17 protein-coding genes, 1 rRNA gene and 2 other RNA genes are annotated in these 18678 nt (G+C 44.8%); 7 read left to right on the forward strand and 13 right to left on the reverse strand.

What is annotated here, in order from left to right; genetic code table 11:
* Together WQ57_RS17660 and WQ57_RS17665 are read right to left on the reverse strand one after the other, a co-directional pair.
* Positions 1-443 (reverse strand): 16S ribosomal RNA (locus WQ57_RS17660); the annotation flags it as partial.
* A 344-nt stretch (positions 444-787) separates the two neighbouring features.
* Complete coding sequence (locus WQ57_RS17665) at positions 788-3190, reverse strand: M14 family zinc carboxypeptidase (RefSeq protein ID WP_206540555.1); 2403 nt, start codon at positions 3188-3190, stop codon at positions 788-790.
* Between the two features lie 403 nt (positions 3191-3593).
* Between WQ57_RS17665 and WQ57_RS17670 the strand changes: the two genes are divergently transcribed.
* Positions 3594-5009 carry a Na+/H+ antiporter NhaC family protein gene (locus WQ57_RS17670; RefSeq protein ID WP_052948803.1) on the forward strand — a complete coding sequence of 472 codons (1416 nt, stop codon included), beginning with the start codon at positions 3594-3596 and terminating at the stop codon, positions 5007-5009.
* A 56-nt stretch (positions 5010-5065) separates the two neighbouring features.
* On the opposite strand, the gene WQ57_RS17675 is transcribed toward WQ57_RS17670, so the two are convergent.
* Positions 5066-6010, reverse strand: coding sequence for a nucleoside hydrolase (locus WQ57_RS17675; RefSeq protein ID WP_046525093.1), 945 nt, complete (start codon positions 6008-6010; stop codon positions 5066-5068).
* Between the two features lie 253 nt (positions 6011-6263).
* Between WQ57_RS17675 and WQ57_RS17680 the strand changes: the two genes are divergently transcribed.
* The 3 genes from WQ57_RS17680 (at position 6264) to ffs (ending at position 7782) form a co-directional block, all read left to right on the forward strand.
* Complete coding sequence (locus WQ57_RS17680; RefSeq protein ID WP_084820317.1) at positions 6264-7001, forward strand: cell wall hydrolase; 738 nt, start codon at positions 6264-6266, stop codon at positions 6999-7001.
* Positions 7002-7082: 81 nt separating this feature from the next.
* An RNA gene (rnpB, locus tag WQ57_RS25965) (RNase P RNA component class B) lies at positions 7083-7460 on the forward strand.
* A gap of 56 nt (positions 7461-7516) precedes the next feature.
* An RNA gene (ffs, locus tag WQ57_RS25970) (signal recognition particle sRNA large type) lies at positions 7517-7782 on the forward strand.
* Between the two features lie 65 nt (positions 7783-7847).
* Here the strand turns inward: ffs and WQ57_RS17685 are convergent.
* Together WQ57_RS17685 and WQ57_RS17690 are read right to left on the reverse strand one after the other, a co-directional pair.
* Entirely contained in the window at positions 7848-8030 is a 183-nt protein-coding gene (locus WQ57_RS17685; protein WP_052948804.1) for a DUF3896 family protein, read from the reverse strand.
* A gap of 615 nt (positions 8031-8645) precedes the next feature.
* The gene (locus WQ57_RS17690; protein ID WP_173427576.1) at positions 8646-9518 is read right to left on the reverse strand and encodes a proline iminopeptidase-family hydrolase; all 873 of its coding nucleotides are present in this window, start codon (positions 9516-9518) and stop codon (positions 8646-8648) included.
* A 143-nt stretch (positions 9519-9661) separates the two neighbouring features.
* Between WQ57_RS17690 and WQ57_RS17695 the strand changes: the two genes are divergently transcribed.
* The gene (locus WQ57_RS17695; protein WP_046525097.1) at positions 9662-10144 is read left to right on the forward strand and encodes a CBO0543 family protein; all 483 of its coding nucleotides are present in this window, start codon (positions 9662-9664) and stop codon (positions 10142-10144) included.
* Positions 10145-10189: 45 nt separating this feature from the next.
* Here the strand turns inward: WQ57_RS17695 and WQ57_RS17700 are convergent, their stop codons facing one another.
* The 3 genes from WQ57_RS17700 to WQ57_RS27355 all read right to left on the reverse strand — a co-directional run bounded on the left by WQ57_RS17700 (position 10190) and on the right by WQ57_RS27355 (position 11923).
* Positions 10190-10921 (reverse strand): DUF1538 domain-containing protein, encoded by a 732-nt coding sequence (locus tag WQ57_RS17700; RefSeq protein WP_046525098.1) that lies wholly within the window; start codon positions 10919-10921, stop codon positions 10190-10192.
* On the reverse strand, positions 10922-11611 hold the full coding sequence (locus tag WQ57_RS17705; RefSeq protein WP_046525099.1) for a DUF1538 domain-containing protein: 690 nt from the start codon (positions 11609-11611) through the stop codon (positions 10922-10924).
* Between the two features lie 180 nt (positions 11612-11791).
* Positions 11792-11923 carry a hypothetical protein gene (locus WQ57_RS27355; RefSeq protein WP_277620301.1) on the reverse strand — a complete coding sequence of 44 codons (132 nt, stop codon included), beginning with the start codon at positions 11921-11923 and terminating at the stop codon, positions 11792-11794.
* A gap of 237 nt (positions 11924-12160) precedes the next feature.
* Here WQ57_RS27355 and WQ57_RS17710 point away from each other — a divergent pair, with 237 nt between their 5' ends.
* Positions 12161-13090 (forward strand): DMT family transporter, encoded by a 930-nt coding sequence (locus WQ57_RS17710; RefSeq protein ID WP_046525100.1) that lies wholly within the window; start codon positions 12161-12163, stop codon positions 13088-13090.
* Positions 13091-13141: 51 nt separating this feature from the next.
* On the opposite strand, the gene WQ57_RS17715 is transcribed toward WQ57_RS17710, so the two are convergent.
* The 5 genes from WQ57_RS17715 to ystJ all read right to left on the reverse strand — a co-directional run bounded on the left by WQ57_RS17715 (position 13142) and on the right by ystJ (position 17532).
* The gene (locus WQ57_RS17715) at positions 13142-13636 is read right to left on the reverse strand and encodes a GNAT family N-acetyltransferase (RefSeq protein ID WP_046525101.1); all 495 of its coding nucleotides are present in this window, start codon (positions 13634-13636) and stop codon (positions 13142-13144) included.
* Positions 13637-13666: 30 nt separating this feature from the next.
* A complete protein-coding gene (locus WQ57_RS17720; protein WP_046525137.1) occupies positions 13667-14089 on the reverse strand; it encodes a hypothetical protein in 423 nt (140 codons plus the stop codon).
* Positions 14090-14211: 122 nt separating this feature from the next.
* Positions 14212-15636, reverse strand: a complete 1425-nt coding sequence (locus WQ57_RS17725) for a dipeptidase (RefSeq protein ID WP_046525102.1) — start codon at positions 15634-15636, stop codon at positions 14212-14214.
* A gap of 300 nt (positions 15637-15936) precedes the next feature.
* Positions 15937-16242 carry a hypothetical protein gene (locus tag WQ57_RS17730; protein ID WP_156183177.1) on the reverse strand — a complete coding sequence of 102 codons (306 nt, stop codon included), beginning with the start codon at positions 16240-16242 and terminating at the stop codon, positions 15937-15939.
* Positions 16243-16323: 81 nt separating this feature from the next.
* Positions 16324-17532 (reverse strand): NADP-dependent malic enzyme, encoded by a 1209-nt coding sequence (ystJ, locus tag WQ57_RS17735; protein ID WP_046525104.1) that lies wholly within the window; start codon positions 17530-17532, stop codon positions 16324-16326.
* 203 nt (positions 17533-17735) lie between these two features.
* On the opposite strand from ystJ, the gene WQ57_RS17740 reads away from it, so the two are divergent.
* Positions 17736-18635, forward strand: coding sequence for a LysR family transcriptional regulator (locus WQ57_RS17740; RefSeq protein ID WP_046525105.1), 900 nt, complete (start codon positions 17736-17738; stop codon positions 18633-18635).
* The last annotated feature ends 43 nt before the right edge of the window (positions 18636-18678 follow it).

Raw genomic sequence — 18678 nt, forward strand, 5'->3', positions numbered from 1 at the left:
AGAGCTTTACGACCCGAAGGCCTTCTTCGCTCACGCGGCGTTGCTCCGTCAGACTTTCGTCCATTGCGGAAGATTCCCTACTGCTGCCTCCCGTAGGAGTCTGGGCCGTGTCTCAGTCCCAGTGTGGCCGATCACCCTCTCAGGTCGGCTACGCATCGTGGCCTTGGTGAGCCGTTACCTCACCAACTAGCTAATGCGCCGCGGGCCCATCTGTAAGTGACAGCAAAAGCCGTCTTTCAGCATTCCCTCATGTGAGGGAATGAATCATCCGGTATTAGCCCCGGTTTCCCGGAGTTATCCCAGTCTTACAGGCAGGTTGCCCACGTGTTACTCACCCGTCCGCCGCTGACCATCGGGAGCAAGCTCCCGAAGATCCGCTCGACTTGCATGTATTAGGCACGCCGCCAGCGTTCGTCCTGAGCCAGGATCAAACTCTCCAATAAGAAGTGAGTGATTAGCTCATAAAATAAAACGTTGGCTCGTGAATCTCTATATAATAGAAGAAACACGATAATATTGTTTGTTGACGCTTGTTTGTTTAGTTTTCAAAGAACAATTTTTTTACCTAGCCACCTCTAAATCAGCGGCGGCAGGAATATAATCTTACATCAGCAATTTCATTTCGTCAACATCTTTTTTCAAAGATTATTTTCAGAAAAGATTCGCTGTGCTGTTTTTCATCTGCTGACGAAGCAGCTAAATTAGAATAACACCGTAGCCTAAACGAATCAATGGTAATGTTTTACACAAAAAAAAGAGTCGACCCTAAGGGTCAACTCGCCCCGTTCTAATCCTTAATAGAAATTGTAACAGAGTTAAAATTCTTGGCATTGGTCAAAGGATTATAGTTTTTCTCTATATTGCCGGCAGGATCAACCGCAAACCAGTTAATCGTCGTTGTTTTTTCTATCTTCAAGGTTTCTGCCGGTTCCCGTGTTCCGCTTAATTGCAGCTTTTGGGACTTGAAAGTCGGCCGGTTTCCATCAAGCGTGTAATAGATAGTGGCCGCTTCGTTTGTATCAAATCCGACATGCACTGGCCCGTTAAACTTCCCGCTACCCGGCACTGCCTTTGTGGATGGCGGCTGTTTGTCCTTCGAGTTGCTGTAGGCAACTTTTAATAAGCCGATCAGACCATTGGCAAATTCCATTGCTTCCTCATGGCCTTCTTCGTAAGCCGGCTGGAATCCGACCGCTCTCCATCTATTCGCTTCTTTATCCCACAAGTCGGCACCGACTTCAAAATTCCAGGCATAGATTCCTTTTTCATACCATAGATAATCCGCTGAATTTCCAGCTGCCGAGTACAATACATCCGGAATCGGGCCCGTACGGCTAGGAAGGATAACTGTTCCGCGGTGGTCCTGAATGTCATTCAGAATGTTATCGGAGGCTGCCCAGTAAAACGCTTCTTCCCCTGCGGAAGGTCGCGGCAAGGTTGTCCGGTTAGGGTCATATGCACCCGGTGACCACATGAAGTAGCCGCCATAGCTGTGGATATTCATCGCTAAGTTGATGTTTTCAAATTGATTCGCGAGCCAGACAAGGTTTTTTGCTTCAGGTTCTGAATTTTCAGCAGGGCCGGCGTAAGTACCGCTCAAACAGTTTGTAGTCGAGGCACCGACAAAACCATCAAAGGCAGAGCCAATGGAGTGGTTTCGGTTCAAGTCAACTCCCCACGAAGTTCGGTAGCCAGGATCTGATTGAGTGGGAGCACAGTGATTCGTCATATTTTTTCGCTGCATGTTAAAATCATAAAAACTGTAGTTCGCCCCATCCGGGTTCACGGACGGAATTAGGAAGATATCCAGGTTGTTCACAAGCTGCTTCGTTTCGCCATCATGGGCATAGTTGCGCAGCAGGCGCTCGGCCGTTTCAATTGTGACGAGCGGTGTAACCCACTCACGGGCATGCTCCTGTGCGTAGCCTAATACACCCGGTTTTGAGCCGTCACGGTGTTTGCCGATTCTGATTGCTTTGACGGTCATTGGTTCACGAGAGACATTTTCAGGTGCGTTCAGGTTGTCCGATAATTTTGCATTTGCTGGGACCACCACTCCTGTTCCCGCATTGCCGCGATAGGTAGCTGCTGCAACAAGACTTTTTGCTTCGCTATTAAGAGCATCTACTACCTGGCGGGCAGTGCTTGATGTCTTGCCATCAGCATCCGTTGCAAGATTTACCGAAATATTTTTCCCCTCTACTGCTACATTTAACGGAGAATTGCTGGTCCCCGGATTTTTAAACTCAACAGAGATATCATTCCCGCCCTCATGGCCCCAGGCTTTAGAGGAAACAACGACAGCAGAGTTTGTAGTTGCTCCGACGGTCGCCTGGGCCACACGCCGATACCCATTCGTCTTGTTCGGCATTTCAATGATTTCTACCAGATCAGGGAATTCGTCTGCCAGCCTTTCGGCTCTTTCATACAATTCGGCCGGTGTCATATAATGATCAACGAAATTAGTTACATAATGCTTTTTCGTATTGCCAGGCTTGTCCGCTCCCAGCCATTCAGTTATGGCACTGCTTGCCGTTCCGCCGAGATTGCTCGTAATTTTTACGGAAGAAGGAACAGCCGTGACTGGGACCTCGAAGTAATGATATATGTATTCTCCGTAATCCACAAACCGGTTTAGCGTTGCTGATTTATCGACTCCGTTTTCGGTCCAGTTCGCGGTTAGGGCCGTGCTCGCCGTATCCCCGGCACTTGTCTTTGCCTCCACGTACAGGAATGTATCAGACTGGTTGGTATAATGGCTGGCGCGAAGGATTTTAATGGTATCCTCGGAAGCTGTGAGAGTTGATTGCAGCTGGCTGGCCGCTTCCCTTTCCGCTGTCCTTGCATTCCACTGGCTTTCTGTAATCAGCGTGTCCTTTACTTGGATCCCATGCAGCTTCAGGCTGGCAATTTCAGAAGGTGTTACGACTGCGTCCACTTCCATCTTGCCGTCATGTTCATGAATCCTATGGGTGAGATCAATCCCAAGCTCAAACAGTTTTTCCTTTGCTTTATCGTTTGGAATTTCCAGCTGGACAATCGACACAGTTTCCTGCTTTGGCAGCGGCAAATTTGGCTGCCCGATAGCTGCTGTCGGCTGGCTTAAACCTGGAGCAGCGACCGATAACCCCAGGCCCGTAACTGCACCGGCCATCAAAAGCTTCCTCATCCAATTCTGTTTGTTTCTCACGAAAAGACTGCACCTCCCTATTTCTCCAATATATTTAAAAACAAGCCTATTATAGACTGAATATTTAAAGTAATACGTCGAAAGGAGTAAGCTTTTCCTATTTTTCGTTCTACAATATCTCTTATTTAAAAGAAAGATAAAATTATCCGGCTATATTGAAATACGGGAATATGGTCCCGGTTCATAGTTCATGCCCCTGTTATACAGACTGAAATATTTTACAGGTATAGGAATGAAATTGTATAGCAATGAACGTTCCTTGTTTCTCGCCAAACAGCAGATAAATGTCTGTCCTTGTCAAACGATGGCGCTAATTCAGTGCTTAAGCTTTTCATAAGATTCGTGGACCATGCTCATAATAAAAAACAACAATGCAAATGCAGTAAGTATAGGAGGAAAAATATTGGAGTATACCTGGCTTTCTATACTGCCTTTCCTGATTGTCATTTCAATGGCGATTTGGCTTAAAAACATTTTGCCAGGCCTTGTAGTTGGGCTGATTGCAGGGTCTTTTATTGTAAAACCAACATTAATAGAAGGAATTTACCAGACCGTATCCTATATAATTGGCACGCTGTCCGATGAAACCAACATGAACATTATCGCCTTTCTGTATTTGTTTGGCGGCCTGGTAGGAATGATGAATATCTCGGGAGGGATAAAAGGTTTTTCGGAGTGGGTCGGCAGCAGGATTGAAAATGAACGAGGTCTTTTGGGTCTGATTTGGCTGACACTCCCTTTCACTTTCATGATGCCGATGTTCCGGATTATGATGGTCGGCCCAGTTGTGAAATCACTTGTTAAAAAAATGAATCTTTCCAAGCAGAAGGTCGGTTTTACTCTGGACATTTCTACCGAGTCAGTCATCGTGCTCCTGCCAGTGGCCACAGCCTTCGTTGGCTTTATGGTTTCGCTTGTGGAAGGAGGAATCCGCCCCCTCCATCTAGGGATGTCGGCTTATGAGATTTTCCTGCTGAGCATCCTTTTTAATTTCTTTGCGATCGTCATGCTGGTGATTGGCATTATTCAAACTTTGTGGAATCCGGCTAAAAGGAACACTAAGCAACAAACAAACATTGAGGAAAAGGAACATGAATTTCACAGGGCGGGAATCAAAAGGGAACTTGAGCTGGTGAAAGCACAGCCCTGGAATTTGATCCTTCCTGTTTTCCTGCTCCTGGGCCTGTCTTTATCTTTATTATGGAAAGATGGGAAAAACAAGGGGGCAGAAACTGTTTTTGATGCTTTTTCAATGGCTGACGCAACCTTTGTCATGCTGCTGGCTGTTTTTCTTTCTCTTGTCCTCTCTTTTATCTTTTACGTGACGCGGCGGGAGAAATTGGATGAACTTCTTTATCATTTTTATGACGGCGGGAATCAAATGATGGAGGCGATCAGCCTGCTTGTGCTCATTTGGTCTCTGACACTTGCAGCCGAGGATTTGGGATTCTCTTCTTTCATCAGTTCTTCGCTGGGATCGTTTCTGCCTCCCTCCCTTACTCCAGCAACCATCTTCCTGCTAGGGTCTGTTGTTGGCTATTTTATCGGCTCCTCCTGGGGGACCTGGGGATTATTCATGCCATTAGGCATTTCACTGGCGGCCTCTACTGGGGCCTCCATCCCTTTGACCGTTGGTGCCGTTTTTGCCAGCGGAGCTTTTGGGGCCCTAGCTTCACCGTTGGGTGATACAACGATTACGACTGCATCCATTCTCGATATGCATATCGTCGACTATGCCCGCTATAAGCTTAAAATTTCCGCCATTGGGGCTGGAATTTCGCTTGTCTGTTACCTTGGCGCAGCCCTACTGCTCTATTAACAGAATCCCCTAGCAATGAAAAAGGAGAGTCAAACATACAGGTTTGACTCTCCCTTTTAAATTCGGTTCGTCATGGTGGAAACAAAATCGGCTAGGAAAGCATTGTAATCGTACTGAAGAAGAATCCTCTCGAGGGATTCCGGAGGCTGAGCCTCAGGTTTGGCCCGAAAATCGGCAATGGTTCTGCCTCTGGACAATTCAGAAGCATCGACACGGACACGCCTGGAAATGGATTGGAAAGCCTGCGGATTGAGAAGGGCAAATAAAGTAAGCACATCATGCATGGGTGCTCCATTCAAGCCGGGGATAAGCTTTTTATATGCATCGATATAAAACTCTATGATTGGTTTGATAAGCGATGAGAAAGGATTATAAGGGTATCTGGAAATCAGGTTGACGGTCTCAGGAGAAATGATGGCGGTGTTGGTAACATTTAATGGAACAACCGTGATATTCCTTCCTTTTTCAAGTACAAGGTCTGTAGCGATAGGATCTCCATGGAAATTGGCTTCTGCCACAGAGGTCACATTGCCGGGATAAAGAAAATTCCCCCCCATTAGATAAATGCTGTCTACCTGATTAACCTTTTCTGGACCAACTATTATAAAAGCGGTAGCCAAGGACGTGCTTCTGCCTACGTCAACAATCGTCAATTCCTTTTTATAGGTTGAGATCAAATCGAAAACGGTTCTGTAATCCTGCACATTTGTTACCAGATTTTCCGGCGGCCTGATCGGCCCAAGCCCTTCTGGCCCATGAATTTCAGGATAATAGGTCACTAGCTCCCCCGTAAAAGGCCCCCTTGCTCCCCTGATGACCGGGATATCTGGTCTCCCTGCCAGCTGCAGCAAATACGAAGCATTGTCCGTTGCCTGTTTCTCGTCCACGTTCCCATACCCGGTTACCACTCCGACCAAATCGATTTGTGGATTGAGCAAAGCATAAATGATGGCAATGGCGTCATCTATTCCTGGATCTCCAAAAAGCAGTACTTTTTTCATGAGGATCTCCTTAGAAGTGATATTTGTATTGTATCTTATTGGAAAGTTCCAGGAAAAGTGCCAGTCAAAGTCTGAAAGCAGCGTGTGAATTTTACTAGAGCCATGGCAAGAAATTTCTCCCATTTCCTGCCGTGTAACTTAACTGTAATGAACTGTAATACTATTCTATTATTCCTTCTCATAGAAATGGATTTATATAAAAGCTTGTTTCAAGCTAAATCAAATCAACCAGGAGGACCAGAAATTGAAAAAAATGATTGGTGTATTGACGTTACTTGGAACATTACTTTTCGCCTCTCCAGCCTTCGCCTATACAGTAACCAAAGGAGATTCAATGTCAAAAATCGCCCTGGAGCACGGAATGCCCCTTAAGGAGCTCGCTTCGGCAAATCCGCAAATAACGAACCTGAACCTTATTCATCCGGGACAAACCGTTCATGTGGGACATCATAAAAGTCAGAGTGAAGTTATTAACATAAGCAAGAATGTTAAAAGGGTTGCATATACGAGGGAAAAAGAGCCTATAAAGTCAGTCAAAGCCAGCCAAGTTGCTTCAGCTGAAACGAAAGTTCCTGATGCAGGAAGCAGAACAAGTGTAAAGGCGACTTCTAACAGCCGGAAAAGCATGAAGTTAACAGATGCCGAAGTGGATTTACTGGCAAGAATTGTTCGGGCAGAGGCACAATCCGAATCATTTGAAGGAAAAGTGGCTGTGGCGGAAGTTGTTTTGAACAGAGTGGAAAGCAAGAAGTTTCCGGACTCCGTAAAAGGGGTGATTTATGCCCCCGGTCAGTTTCAGCCAGTAAAAAACGGGCAAATCAATAAGCCGGCCGATGAACAGTCGTTCAAGGCGGTCCATGCAGCGCTAGCTAGCGAAGGAGAGTCCGTCAATGGAGCGGTATTCTTCTATAATCCGGCGATTGCCACCAATCGCTGGCTCGACACCAGGCAAACCACGGCTGTAATCGGCAATCATGTATTTAAAAAATAAGAATTCAAGATTATTCCACCACTGGGTCCTATCTACTAGTGATGATTCCACAACAACATGGTAAGATATATTTTGTAATGAAATGGTGAGTAATCGCGGCTCATGCCAGACATGAGTTGAGGAAAGTCCAGGCTCGCCCGGTGCTGAGATGCCCGGAGTGTTCGTGCCATCTGCAAAGGTGGGCAGCAGATTCTGCTGACGGCGGTGAAATCATGCTAAGTCCTTATGGATATGCTGAGATTAGCCTGAAAGTGCCACAGTGACGATGTCCTCCGGAAACGGAGGAAGTGGAACGAGGGTAAACCCCGCGAGCGAGCAACCCAAACTATGGTAGGGGCACCATCCTGCGGGAAATGAACCAAAAGGATGGATCGATTGCAAATCGATAGTCATATGATTACACCTGTTGTGCGAGAGTGGCATCGTTTAGCACGCAGGCACAGAACCTGGCTTACAGCCATTTCATGCGCCGAATTTATCCATCATCACATATATTGACATCTAGCCTATACATACCGTGCTAGATGGGGAGTTGGCGGTGCCCTGTAACCCGCAATCCGCCATAGCGGGGTTGAATTCCTGTCCGAGGCCGAAGGGTTCCTGGTCTGCCTTGTAAAAAGTCGGCGTTGACAATTGGGTCCTGCGCAATAGACAGCTGTGAACGGGTCAGAGCCGGAAGGCAGCAGCCATAAGCAGTTTTCTCTATGTGCCGCAGGGTTGCCTAATCGAGCTGAATTTTACAAGTAACGCTTGGATGTTTCGTCCGGAGGCAGGTGCACGGTGTACATAAAAATGGCAAAGAACACGCTCAGCGCTGGGCGTGTTCTTTGTTTACTGGTTCATCTATTACGGCAATCTGGTTCCTCTTTCGAAATGATTCATATCTGCTAATTCGATGATGTACTCATAATTCATAAGAGATAATTGAAGATTTGCTTTTTCCTCCGATGATAAATCCGGATTCTCCATTTTATTAAGTAAATCCTGTTTGATTGCTTCTAGTTTCTCTTTAATTTCTAGATGGTCCATTTTCAACACCCCTTCTTACGGTTAAGTTTTCTGGATGCTAATTGCTCCTCGCCTTTATTGGAAGCGTTTTCTTAATTATATTATATCCTCCATTACCTGTAGTTTCGGTTAAAAATGTTGAGGTTTTGTGAAAGATGCGCAGGTTTAATTGAAAACTGCATTTCATTGCTGCGGACAATAAGATTGGGTTTCTGGACAATAGAACTAGGTTTCTGGACAATACAAGCAGCTTTTTCGCTAATAAAACTTGGGTTTTGGACAATAGATCTTGTTGCGGACAATAGAATTGGTTTTCCTGACAATAGAACCCAGTTTTCGGACAATACAAACAACTTTTCGGCTAATAAAACCTGCGTTCCGGACAATAGATCGGGCTGCGGACAATAGAATTGGTTTTCCCGACAATAGAACCCAGTTCCCGGACAATTAAGCTGGTTTTTCAGACAATACAAGCTTCTTTTCCGCTAATAAAACGAGGTTATCGGACAATAGATCTTACGCCGGACAATAGGATTAGGTTTCCCGACAATACAACCCAGTTCCCGGACAATACAAGCGTCTTCCCCGCAAATAAAAACAGGTTTCCGGCCAATAGTAGCCAGGAAACCTGATCGGTTAATTTTCTACTTCATTTAAAAATCGGCCAATGACTCGCATATACTCGTCCGGCTCCTCGACGTATGGCATATGGGCACTTTTTTCAAACACATGGTATGCCGAGTTTGGGGTAAGGCTGCTGTAATACTGCGTTGATTGTGGGGTTGCTTCGTCAAAACGTCCGCAGGTATAGAGAGCCGGGCAGGTGATTTCTTTTAACCTTGAAGTGCAATCAAATGTTCTAAGGTTTCCTTTCACAGTAAACTCCGAAGGCCCCCACATTATTTGGTACACCTCAGGGTTCCGATACTTTGCCCCTTCTTTCAGCCAGTCTGGATAAGGATCCAATCTGCAGACATATGTTTTGTTGAACTCTAGAATCGCTTTCTTAAATTCTTCCGAGTCGGTCGTGCCTTCTCTTTCGCACCGATGGATCACTTCTTGGACTTCAGCCGGCAGCTTCCCGATATTCCTCTTTTGGTCCTGCTCCCATAAAAGTGCACTTAGACAGGAACTGGAGAAAATGACGCTCTTGACGCCGCTTGGTTTCGTAAGCAGATAGGCTGCTGCCAGTGTAGTGCCCCATGAATGGCCTAGAATATGCACATCGTCTAGCCTTAGGGCCTGCCTGACCTTGGCCAGTTCTTCCACAAACCGTTCTATTCTCCACAAAGAATTGTCATCTGGCCGATCAGATCTACCGCAGCCCAGCTGGTCGTAAAAGACAACAGGACGGTCCTTGCTCAGTGCTTTAAGCCCCTGCATGGAATAGCAGGAGGAGCCTGGCCCGCCGTGCAAAATGATAAGTGGTGTTGCTGGGAATTCTTTATTATGGATTTCGTACCAGACCTTCCCTCCGGTGACTTCTATATACCCTTCTTCGTACAAGATGGTATTCCCCCAATCCGCTCCTGTGAATATCAATTATTTGACTTTATTATAACGGACTCTTCGGCTTTTGGAATAGAACCGGTACTATAAAAAATCTGTGAATGGTTAAACTATAGAGGTTTCCATACTAGGAGGGAAAGTTTATGCGGAAGAAAACGGAGCTATCAATTTTAAAAGCGTTATTTGCAATCGGGATTGTTTCTTTCATCAACCTGATCAGGAAGCCGCCAATCAAGGATTGGGTCATCATTTTCCTGTTAAAAAGCTATATCGCATCCATTTTTGACGCGATATTTGTAAAAAAAGGCTATTTAAAGTACCCAGTCAACTTATTTAAAATCTTTGATATCAGCGTTTTATTCAGCTATTTAATTTTTCCTGTAACCTGCATTTATTTTAATCAGGTAACCAAAAACTCCAGCCTAAGCGGGATTTTATTTAAATGCCTCCTGTTTTCCCTCCCCTCCGCAATAGCTGAACATTTTATTGAGAAGAAAACCAATTTGATTAAATATAAAAGGTCCTGGAACTCTATTTATAGTTTCTCTACCATTTATGCTACTTTTTTGATCGTTCGATTTATTATGCTACTGATTCGCAAAGAATCGAAAAGGCAGCAGGAATAGTGAAAAATACAAAAAAAACGCCAAAGGGCGTTTTTTAGCTTCTATTTATGCTGTATCATCCATTGCTTCCTTTCCGATTATAACCCCTAGCAGCAACACTGACACAATCGGTGACAACGCTACCAGAGCAATCATGCCAAACCCGTCCATTAGCGGGTCCCTTCCTTCCGTAACAGAAGCAATCCCCACAGCGATGGAAAGAATAAAGGTTACTGTCATGGGGCCTGTTGCCACTCCGCCTGAATCAAATGCAATTTCGATAAAACTTTTATTGGTGAAATAGATCAAGATGAGTGCCAAAATGTAACCAGGAACAAGAAAGTAGAACAGCGGTATTCCAAGCAGAATTCTTAGCATGGATAAGGCGATTGATATTCCCACTCCAATTGACAGGGTCATTAGCATTAAATTCTGTGATAACCTTCCGGAGGAGACACCTTCAATTTTTTTATTCAATACTCGAACTGCCGGTTCGGCAAAGGTAGCAACAAATCCCATCACAAACCCAATGGGGACAATAACCCATGAATACGGCAATTCCCCCATGATTTTGCCCATTTCTCTTCCTGCGGGCATGAATCCAATATGGACGCCATGCAGGAAGAGCACAAGGCCCAAATAAGTGAACAGAAATCCAAAAATGATTTTCTTGATACGATCGACAGGAAGTTTTAAAAAGAAAATCTGGAAAACCAGAAAAAAGACGAGGAGCGGAAGAAGGGCAAAGGCCACTTCTATTAATACTTCGGAGATTCCTTCAAATATTTTCACTTTCATTTAGCGGAACACCCCCAGCAGCAAAACGGATATGATTGGGCCAATTGATGCAAGTGCAACAAGACCGAATCCGTTTTTCGTTGAGGATTCCTTGTTAACCGCGGCAGCAACCCCAATTCCAAGCGCCAGGATAAATGGCACGGTTATAGGACCAGTTGTCACACCCCCGGCATCAAAAGAAATGGATCTGAACGAGGAAGGAATGAACAAAGCCAGGAGGAACACAATGCCATATCCACCAATCAGGAAATAATGAATGGGTATCCTGTAAATGGTCTGCGCCATGGCAATGGCAATAAAGACACCGACGCCCAAAGCAACTGCCATGATCAGCATATTTGGAGAAATATCTCCCTTGGACACCTCACCAACCTGGGAAGCAAGAATCCTTACATCGGGCTCCGCGACGGTTACCGAAAACCCGAGCAAAAAAGCAGTAAGAATAATCAGCCACATTTTTTTCGTTTTAGGCAAAATTTCGCCGATTTTCTCGCCCATCGGAAGCAGCCCCATATTTACTCCGACCAAAAAGAAAATAAATCCCAAAACAACCATCACAAGCCCGATTAGAAACTGAAAAAACATTTCTTTAGGAAGCCAAATAATCGTAAATTGGAGTGCGATGACGACGAATGCAACTGGAAGGATCGCAAACAAAACTTCGCGCACTGAATCTTTTATTTCATTCAAAGGCTTCCTCTCCTGCCATAGTTAGCGATATAACAAGGTTAATACCCAGGGTACGAAAAAAAGAAACCTGCCCTAAGGTTCCCGGAGTAATTGCTTTTAAGTTTTAAAAAAACACAAAAGCCTCCTAAGTCAGGGGGCTTTTGTGTCATATATTAATTTACACTTCGCTATCTTTCGTACTTAAAACCACAATCGTTTATTATAATCATATTCGGAGATATCGTAGGTTTGTTCTCCTTCTTTTTTCGGTGCACATTCTTCACAAGGTTCTTCGATTTGGTTATGTTCGCATTGCTCTATTAAAAGTTCCATACCCATTATCCCCTTTCCTTGTACTTAATTCTATTATAATGGAAGCGATTACATTTGTCCGGTGTTTTTTACTGGAAATAACATAATTAAGATATATTCTATAGAAAGCTTACTAATTACTTTTTTTTGCAAGCCGGAACAAATAAGTAATGGCATTTCCTCTAAAAAAACATTTCGAATTCCGAAAAAGATGGTACAATACGGGTAGAAAATTTTACTGGAATGAAGGGATTGCTTATGAACAGAAAACGTTGGCTAACGTATGGGATGCTGACACTTGCTACCTCTACATGGGGAAGCGCTTTTATTGCCGGAAAGGTAGCAGTTGAAAGCTTTGAGCCTGCAACCGTGGCGTTTTTGCGCTTTCTGGGAGCTGCCATTTTACTGTTTCCACTAATGGCAGTGATGGAAAAAAACCGGATAAAGCCTAATAGGAAAGATTATGGATTATTCGCTGTCTTGGGGCTGACAGGTATTGCTCTTTATAACATTTGTTTCTTTTTGGCCACCAAGCATGCTCCCGTCATCAAAAGCTCGCTGTTTATCGCGGCAAATCCGGTGCTGATTGTGCTCCTGTCAGGTCTTTTTCTGAAGGAAAAAATTTCTGGCAACCATATTGCCGGAATGATCATTGCACTGACCGGGGTAGCCTTCATAATTACCAATGGCCACTTGCTAGACCTTTTTAAAATTGGATTCCAACCAATTGACCTTGTCCTGATGGGTGCTGTGGTCAGTTGGGCGCTTTACAGTGTTGTCGGCAAAGTGGTGCTGAATAAATTCTCTTCCGTTGAGTCGACTACTTATGCCGTTATATTTGGAACCATTTTTCTGCTGCCCTTTGCAGCAGCGGAAACTTCCTGGCAGGACATACAGCAGGCCAGCGTTTCCGCCTGGCTGTCCATTGCCCACATGAGTGTCTTTGTTACCGTAATCTCTTTTGTTATGTATTATAATGGGATCAAGGAAGTGGGGGCAGCAAAGGCTTCAATTTTCATCAATGTGATGCCGGTTTCCGCCGTAATCATGGCGACCCTCTTCCTCGGGGAAACATTCACATGGGCCCACGCCATTGGCGCAGCTTTCGTCTTATCAGGCGTCTATGTGGGAACAAACCCGAGATTATTTAAAACGAAGATGCCAAGGATAAAGAGAGAAAGTGCCTAATAAAAGAGCTTGGGAGTTTCCCAAGCTCTCTTAATTATTTTTCGTCTTCACTCATAAAAATAGAACCATTAATTCGTCATCATAATAGGTATCTTCAATTTTAAGAGCATTTTTATCGACTCCATATGTGGTAAACCCGAAAGACTGATAAAGTTTTTTTGCTGGTTGATTGCTTGCCGTAACCGCTAAGTACAACTGTTCGGTTCCGTTTTCTTTAGCCTGTTTAACGGCTTTTGCTATTAAAGCCTTCCCTGCCCCGGTTCTCCGGAAGTTTGGGGTCACATACATGGCAAAAATATGGGCTCGGTGCCTGATTTTTATTCTTGTGTCTGGAACAAGTGTGACAACTCCTATTAAGTTTCCATCAGCAAAAGCCCCAAAGGTAGTTGAATTCACGTCATCTAATCTGTTCGCTGTCTGCTCAATAGGATAGTCTTTTTCTTCCTCGTAGGAGGAACTAAATGCTTCAGGCGTGTCCCTTAATGCTTCTAATCTCAGTTCTATATACGCAGATGCGTCCATCGACACCAGTTTTCGGATCTTCATTAGGTTCTCCATCCCCCAAATATTTTTTTCTTACAATGGCATCAACAGACCTTTATCCTGTTTGTGAACTTCGTCATATGAGCTTGCCAGAGGGTCAGGCACCAGTGTTCTCCCATATTCCCAGGAGTTTTTTTCAATCTGGATTTTAAGCTCCGCTTTTTCCTCTTCCCCGCCATACATTAATGTGCGCAGATCATAATTGCTTTTCCTGAAATCGATATAATACCCTATCGTGCGATAAACAATGATTTTCACGAGGTTTTCGTCTGTTTCTTTCATTTTGATGGTGCGTATGTATCCATTCACTTTCAGATAATTAAACTTGATTGTATTGTTAGAAAGGTTATAACTCATTGGGGCGGGCAGCTCGTTGTCAAACTGGATGTTGATCTTTAAAGAGTGTGCAGCCAATGTTTGCTGGATGATTTTTTCAATATCCCATATATAAAGCATTGTATGTATCTCTGTCCTTTCCATGATGGCTTTCTGTTATTTTTTTATTCTACCATCTGGTCCAGTATTCAGGAAATGGAAAAGCACCCACATCAGCTATGCTTGCGGGTGCTTCTGCTCCATTATTGATTAATATAAAAGATTCTAGTTTCCTTCTCGATTTTGCCAGCGGTATTGGCCGCTTCAAATGTAACAACATGGAACTTCTCTTTTAACGGCTGTGTCAGCTGTATGGACATGGTGCTTGTTGCGGAATCATAGTTTGGTTTGTATGCAATTCCATCCACGATCACCCGCAGGCTGCTTTCATCCAGAGGGGCACCATTTGTTCGTTCCACTTTTGCTGTTAAAAGCGGTGTGTTGCCTGGAACGGTTTCGCCCATTTTCAGTGACGGGAGGATGGCAAGACCCTGACCCACGTTAGCAGCATCATGTTCTGCCGCCCTTTCGACTTCCTTTAACAGACGCAGGGTGTTTTTCCCGAGCAATTTTTCAATATCGCCTTGGGAATAACCGCGGTTCACCAATTCTTCGGTTACCTTATAGAGCTCGGAAGCGTCTTTAATGTCTGTTGGAAGAGGCCCGCCGTCAAAGTCGGAGCCAAGTGCCACATGGTCAATTCCGGCCACTTTAACGGCATGGTCGATATGATCGACATAATCCTTGATATACACATTCTCTGCCGGATAGCCGTACTTCAGGAAGTCCGGATAAAATACGATTCCGACGACTCCGCCGTTTTCCGCGAGAGCTTTTAACTGTTCGTCGGTCAGGTTGCGGGCATGCTCCCTGAGGGAAGATGTACCAGAATGAGTGGCCATGATCGGTGCTTTGGAAACTTCGATTACGTCCCAGAATGATTGTTCAGACAAATGGGAGACATCGATCAGCATGCCGAGTTTGTTCATTTCCTGCGCCACTTCCTTGCCTAGCACGGTCAGACCGGCAGGAGATGGCGTCCGGGCTGTATCGCCGTACACCCTGTTTGCGCCCTCACCCAGCGCATTTGAATAGTTCCACGTAAATCCGAGTGCACGGATGCCTAGATCATAATATTGGTGAAGCAGTTCAATGGCATTATGCTCCTCAAGGGAATAGGCCCCTTCAACTGTTGGCACAGCTGCTATTTTCCCTTCCCTTCTCGCCTTTTCAATTTCCTTGAGGGAGCTGGTGATTTCGAGTACATCCGAGTTCCGCTCCTCCGTCCAGTAAAGAGCATTAATCAACGCCAATGTCCGGCTGATGCTTCGCGGGTTATTTCCATAATACCCTGATGTATAAGCGGCGAAGAAAGGAACGTTCAAACCGCCAGCTTGCAGCTTTGGAATATCAATGTGGAAATCAGTATTGCCCCCGATGTCGGTTTCGGGAAGCCAAGTTACAGGGTTAACAGCTTTCATCATCGTGTCATTATGGCTGTCCACCACCGTCGTATTAAAATGGATGTCGCGGGCAGACAGCTGTTTTGCGGTCACAGCCTGGCTGGCGGGCAGGACAGCGGACAATAACAAGGCGGATGTTAAAGCGACTGAGAACAACTTCTTCATTTCATAACCTCCTGGGGTTTAATAAAAACTAGAATGCCTCCTTTGAGTAATAGTTTTAAGTATGAAAGAACTCTTACTAGCAAAGACCTTTACTAGTTTTCATTTTAAATTCAGAATATTCTGGTGTCAACGAATATGGAAATTACAGGAAGTTAGTCCCTCATTTATTAGGAATTTCGGGCCGTATAGGTTGCTTATGGCTCAAGCCATTGTGCCTAAATAGCAACCATATTGTTTGACAGTCGTCAATATAATGAAAAAAACAGCCTCTCATCGATGAAAGGCTGTTTGTTTAAAGGTCTATACTACTTTTTTAATTGCTATATGCTTGAAGATTTCAGGAAAGTCTTTAAAAAGAATCTCTTCCATCCGCCTTCCTTCAGGGGCTGCAACGGGATAAGACTTGATTTTTTGCAATGTGGATTGGGCGTTCCCCTTAAAAAGGGTTACCGTCTTTTCCAGCAAAATATCCTTTTGAATCAACACATTGTTATCCAATTCAAATTCCCTGGATTCTGTTTCCTGATAAATGGCATAGTAACCTTCGAGAAGTTCGCAGCGAAGCATTTCTTTTGTGTGGATCACTTCATATATTTTCAACTTCATCAATCTCCTTCGCTATTTACTATTTAAAAAGAGCACAGAGGACAATTGGAAATGGAGGAAATGCCTTCTTGAACGATTTTTTTATGACTGGACGTCCACCAGCTGATTCAACGGTTTGCGTGCCACTCCTGTCGCATGTGCGGCCCGGGCTACAGCGTCCCTCACGGCAGGCACGACCCGGCTGTCCAGCGGACCAGGAATCACGTAATCAGGAGATAGTTCGCTGCTGTCGATAAGACCCGCGATAGCGTTCACCGCGGCCACTTTCATTTCTTCATTGATATCAGAAGCCGCAACATCCAGTGCCCCTCTGAAAATGCCTGGGAAAGCAAGAACATTGTTCACCTGGTTTGGCAGGTCCGAACGCCCGGTTCCAATAACGGCTGCTCCGGCTGCTTTCGCTTCCTCCGGCATGATTTCCGGGACTGGGTTCGCCATGGCAAAAATGATCGAGCCTGAGTTCATGCTGGCCACCATTTCTTTGGATAGTGCTCCGGCAGAGGAAACCCCGATGAAGACGTCCGCTCCCTTGATTACATCGCCAAGCTTGCCTTGCTGCATTGAACGGTTGGTGACCTGGGATACTCCTTCTTTTACCGGGTTCATCCCTTCCTGGCGCCCTTCATAAATGGCCCCTTTGGTGTCGCACATAATAATATCTTTTACACCCATATTGAGGAGCAATTTGATGATGGCAATCCCCGCAGCCCCTGCCCCGTTGATGACGACCTTGATTTCACCAAGCGTTTTGTCTACCAGTTTCAACGCATTCAGCAATCCTGCTGCCGTAACAATGGCCGTGCCATGCTGGTCATCGTGGAAAACAGGGATATTCATTTCTTTTTTTAGAGTTTCTTCTATATAAAAACAATTTGGAGCTGCAATATCTTCCAGGTTGATTCCTCCAAAAGTGGGCTGCAGCAGCTTGACGGTTTTAATGATTTCTTCAGGGTCTTTTGTGTCAAGGCAAATCGGCACCGCATCGACACCGGCGAACGCCTTGAACAATGCCGCCTTTCCTTCCATGACTGGCATGGAAGCCTCGGGACCGATATCTCCTAGACCCAAAACCGAAGTTCCGTCTGACACAATGGCGATCAGATTGCCTTTAATCGTATAGTCGTAGACTTTTTCAGGATGAGCATGGATTTGCCCACATGGTTCCGCAACTCCCGGCGAGTAAGCCAGGCTCAAGTCTTTCATCGTGTTAAGCGGCATTTTCACCTCAACAGATAATTTTCCTTTGTACTGCTCGTGCAGCAAAAGAGATTCTTTTTGCAAATCACTCATCCTTCACAACTCCTTTTCCCGATTTTGCACCGAATTGTTCCGGTGTCTCCCCTTTTAATTAAATCCATTATATAACGGTGATGAATTATAAATAAAATACATATTTTCTATAATCTTTATTCCCTTTGGTTATGATTAGGCAGGAGTTTGCCTGTAGATGAACGAATATGGTTAAAAAGATGAATTGGAAGAGGGGAAACATAGTGGATATTCGCCATTTGGAGTACTTTGCCGAAGTTGCGGAAACATTGAGCTTTACGAAAGCTTCACAAAATTTGCATGTAACACAGCCATCGATCAGCAAGGCCATTAAAAATCTCGAAGGTGAATTGGGGGTTCCGCTCTTTTACCGTTCCTCCAAGCAGCTTGAATTGACGGATGCCGGAAAGGCTGTGCTGATAAACGCGAAAAAGGTGCTGGAAGCCTTCAAAAACCTGACATTGGAGCTGACTGATATCATGGAGCTGAAAAGCGGGGAAATCAGGATCGGGATCCCTCCTATTGTTGGTGCTGCCTTCTTTTCCAAGCTGATTAGCCATTTTAAGGAGGAATTCCCATTTATCAAAATTACCCTGACTGAAGTTGGCACCAAAAAGATTAAACAAGGTGTGGACGATGGCACCCTGGATATTGGACTGATCTGCACATTGCCAGCCCGGACCGGCAACTTTGAATTGATTCCCGCCCTGAAAGATCCTGTCATGCTTATCGTCCATAAAGACAATGAGCTCGCAAGCAGAAAAGAAGTTCATTTCTCGGACCTGGCGAATGAACCTTTCGTCCTTTATCGCAAAGATTTTACGCTCTACGACCTGATTATCGAAGAATGTTCAAAGAACAACTTCCAGCCAAACATCGTGTGTGAAAGCTCGCAAAAGGATTTTCTTCTGGGAATGGTGGAAGGCAAATTGGGCGTCGCGCTGCTTCCAAGCAAAATATGCCATGACATCAATAATAAAAACCTGGCCGTTATCCCCTTCTATGGCTCGGACGTCAATTTGGATTTGGGAATGATATGGAAGAAAGACAAATACTTATCGTTTGCGGTTCGGGAGTTCATTTCGTTTTCAGGGGAATTTTTGATGGATGTAGCACCTCACTGAGTGGATTTGTTCCTAAAAAAGAGTCCCTGATTAGGGACTCTTT

The sequence above is a fragment of the Mesobacillus campisalis genome, from assembly GCF_000986785.1.
In the GTDB taxonomy this organism is placed as follows: Bacteria; Bacillota; Bacilli; order Bacillales; family Cytobacillaceae; genus Mesobacillus_B; species Mesobacillus_B campisalis.

What these genes read in the sequence shown, in the direction of transcription:
- WQ57_RS17685 (WP_052948804.1), bottom strand. Translation starts at nt 8,030, where the DNA reads ATGGACCATCTAGAAATTAAAGAGAAACTAGAAGCAATCAAACAGGAT.
- WQ57_RS17695 (WP_046525097.1), top strand. Translation starts at nt 9,662, where the DNA reads ATGCGGAAGAAAACGGAGCTATCAATTTTAAAAGCGTTATTTGCAATC.
- ystJ (WP_046525104.1), bottom strand. Translation starts at nt 17,532, where the DNA reads ATGAGTGATTTGCAAAAAGAATCTCTTTTGCTGCACGAGCAGTACAAA.
- WQ57_RS17710 (WP_046525100.1), top strand. Translation starts at nt 12,161, where the DNA reads ATGAACAGAAAACGTTGGCTAACGTATGGGATGCTGACACTTGCTACC.
- WQ57_RS17730 (WP_156183177.1), bottom strand. Translation starts at nt 16,242, where the DNA reads ATGAAGTTGAAAATATATGAAGTGATCCACACAAAAGAAATGCTTCGC.
- WQ57_RS17725 (WP_046525102.1), bottom strand. Translation starts at nt 15,636, where the DNA reads ATGAAGAAGTTGTTCTCAGTCGCTTTAACATCCGCCTTGTTATTGTCC.
- WQ57_RS17675 (WP_046525093.1), bottom strand. Translation starts at nt 6,010, where the DNA reads ATGAAAAAAGTACTGCTTTTTGGAGATCCAGGAATAGATGACGCCATT.
- WQ57_RS27355 (WP_277620301.1), bottom strand. Translation starts at nt 11,923, where the DNA reads ATGGAACTTTTAATAGAGCAATGCGAACATAACCAAATCGAAGAACCT.
- WQ57_RS17720 (WP_046525137.1), bottom strand. Translation starts at nt 14,089, where the DNA reads ATGCTTTATATATGGGATATTGAAAAAATCATCCAGCAAACATTGGCT.
- WQ57_RS17700 (WP_046525098.1), bottom strand. Translation starts at nt 10,921, where the DNA reads ATGAAAGTGAAAATATTTGAAGGAATCTCCGAAGTATTAATAGAAGTG.
- WQ57_RS17680 (WP_084820317.1), top strand. Translation starts at nt 6,264, where the DNA reads ATGATTGGTGTATTGACGTTACTTGGAACATTACTTTTCGCCTCTCCA.
- WQ57_RS17715 (WP_046525101.1), bottom strand. Translation starts at nt 13,636, where the DNA reads ATGAAGATCCGAAAACTGGTGTCGATGGACGCATCTGCGTATATAGAA.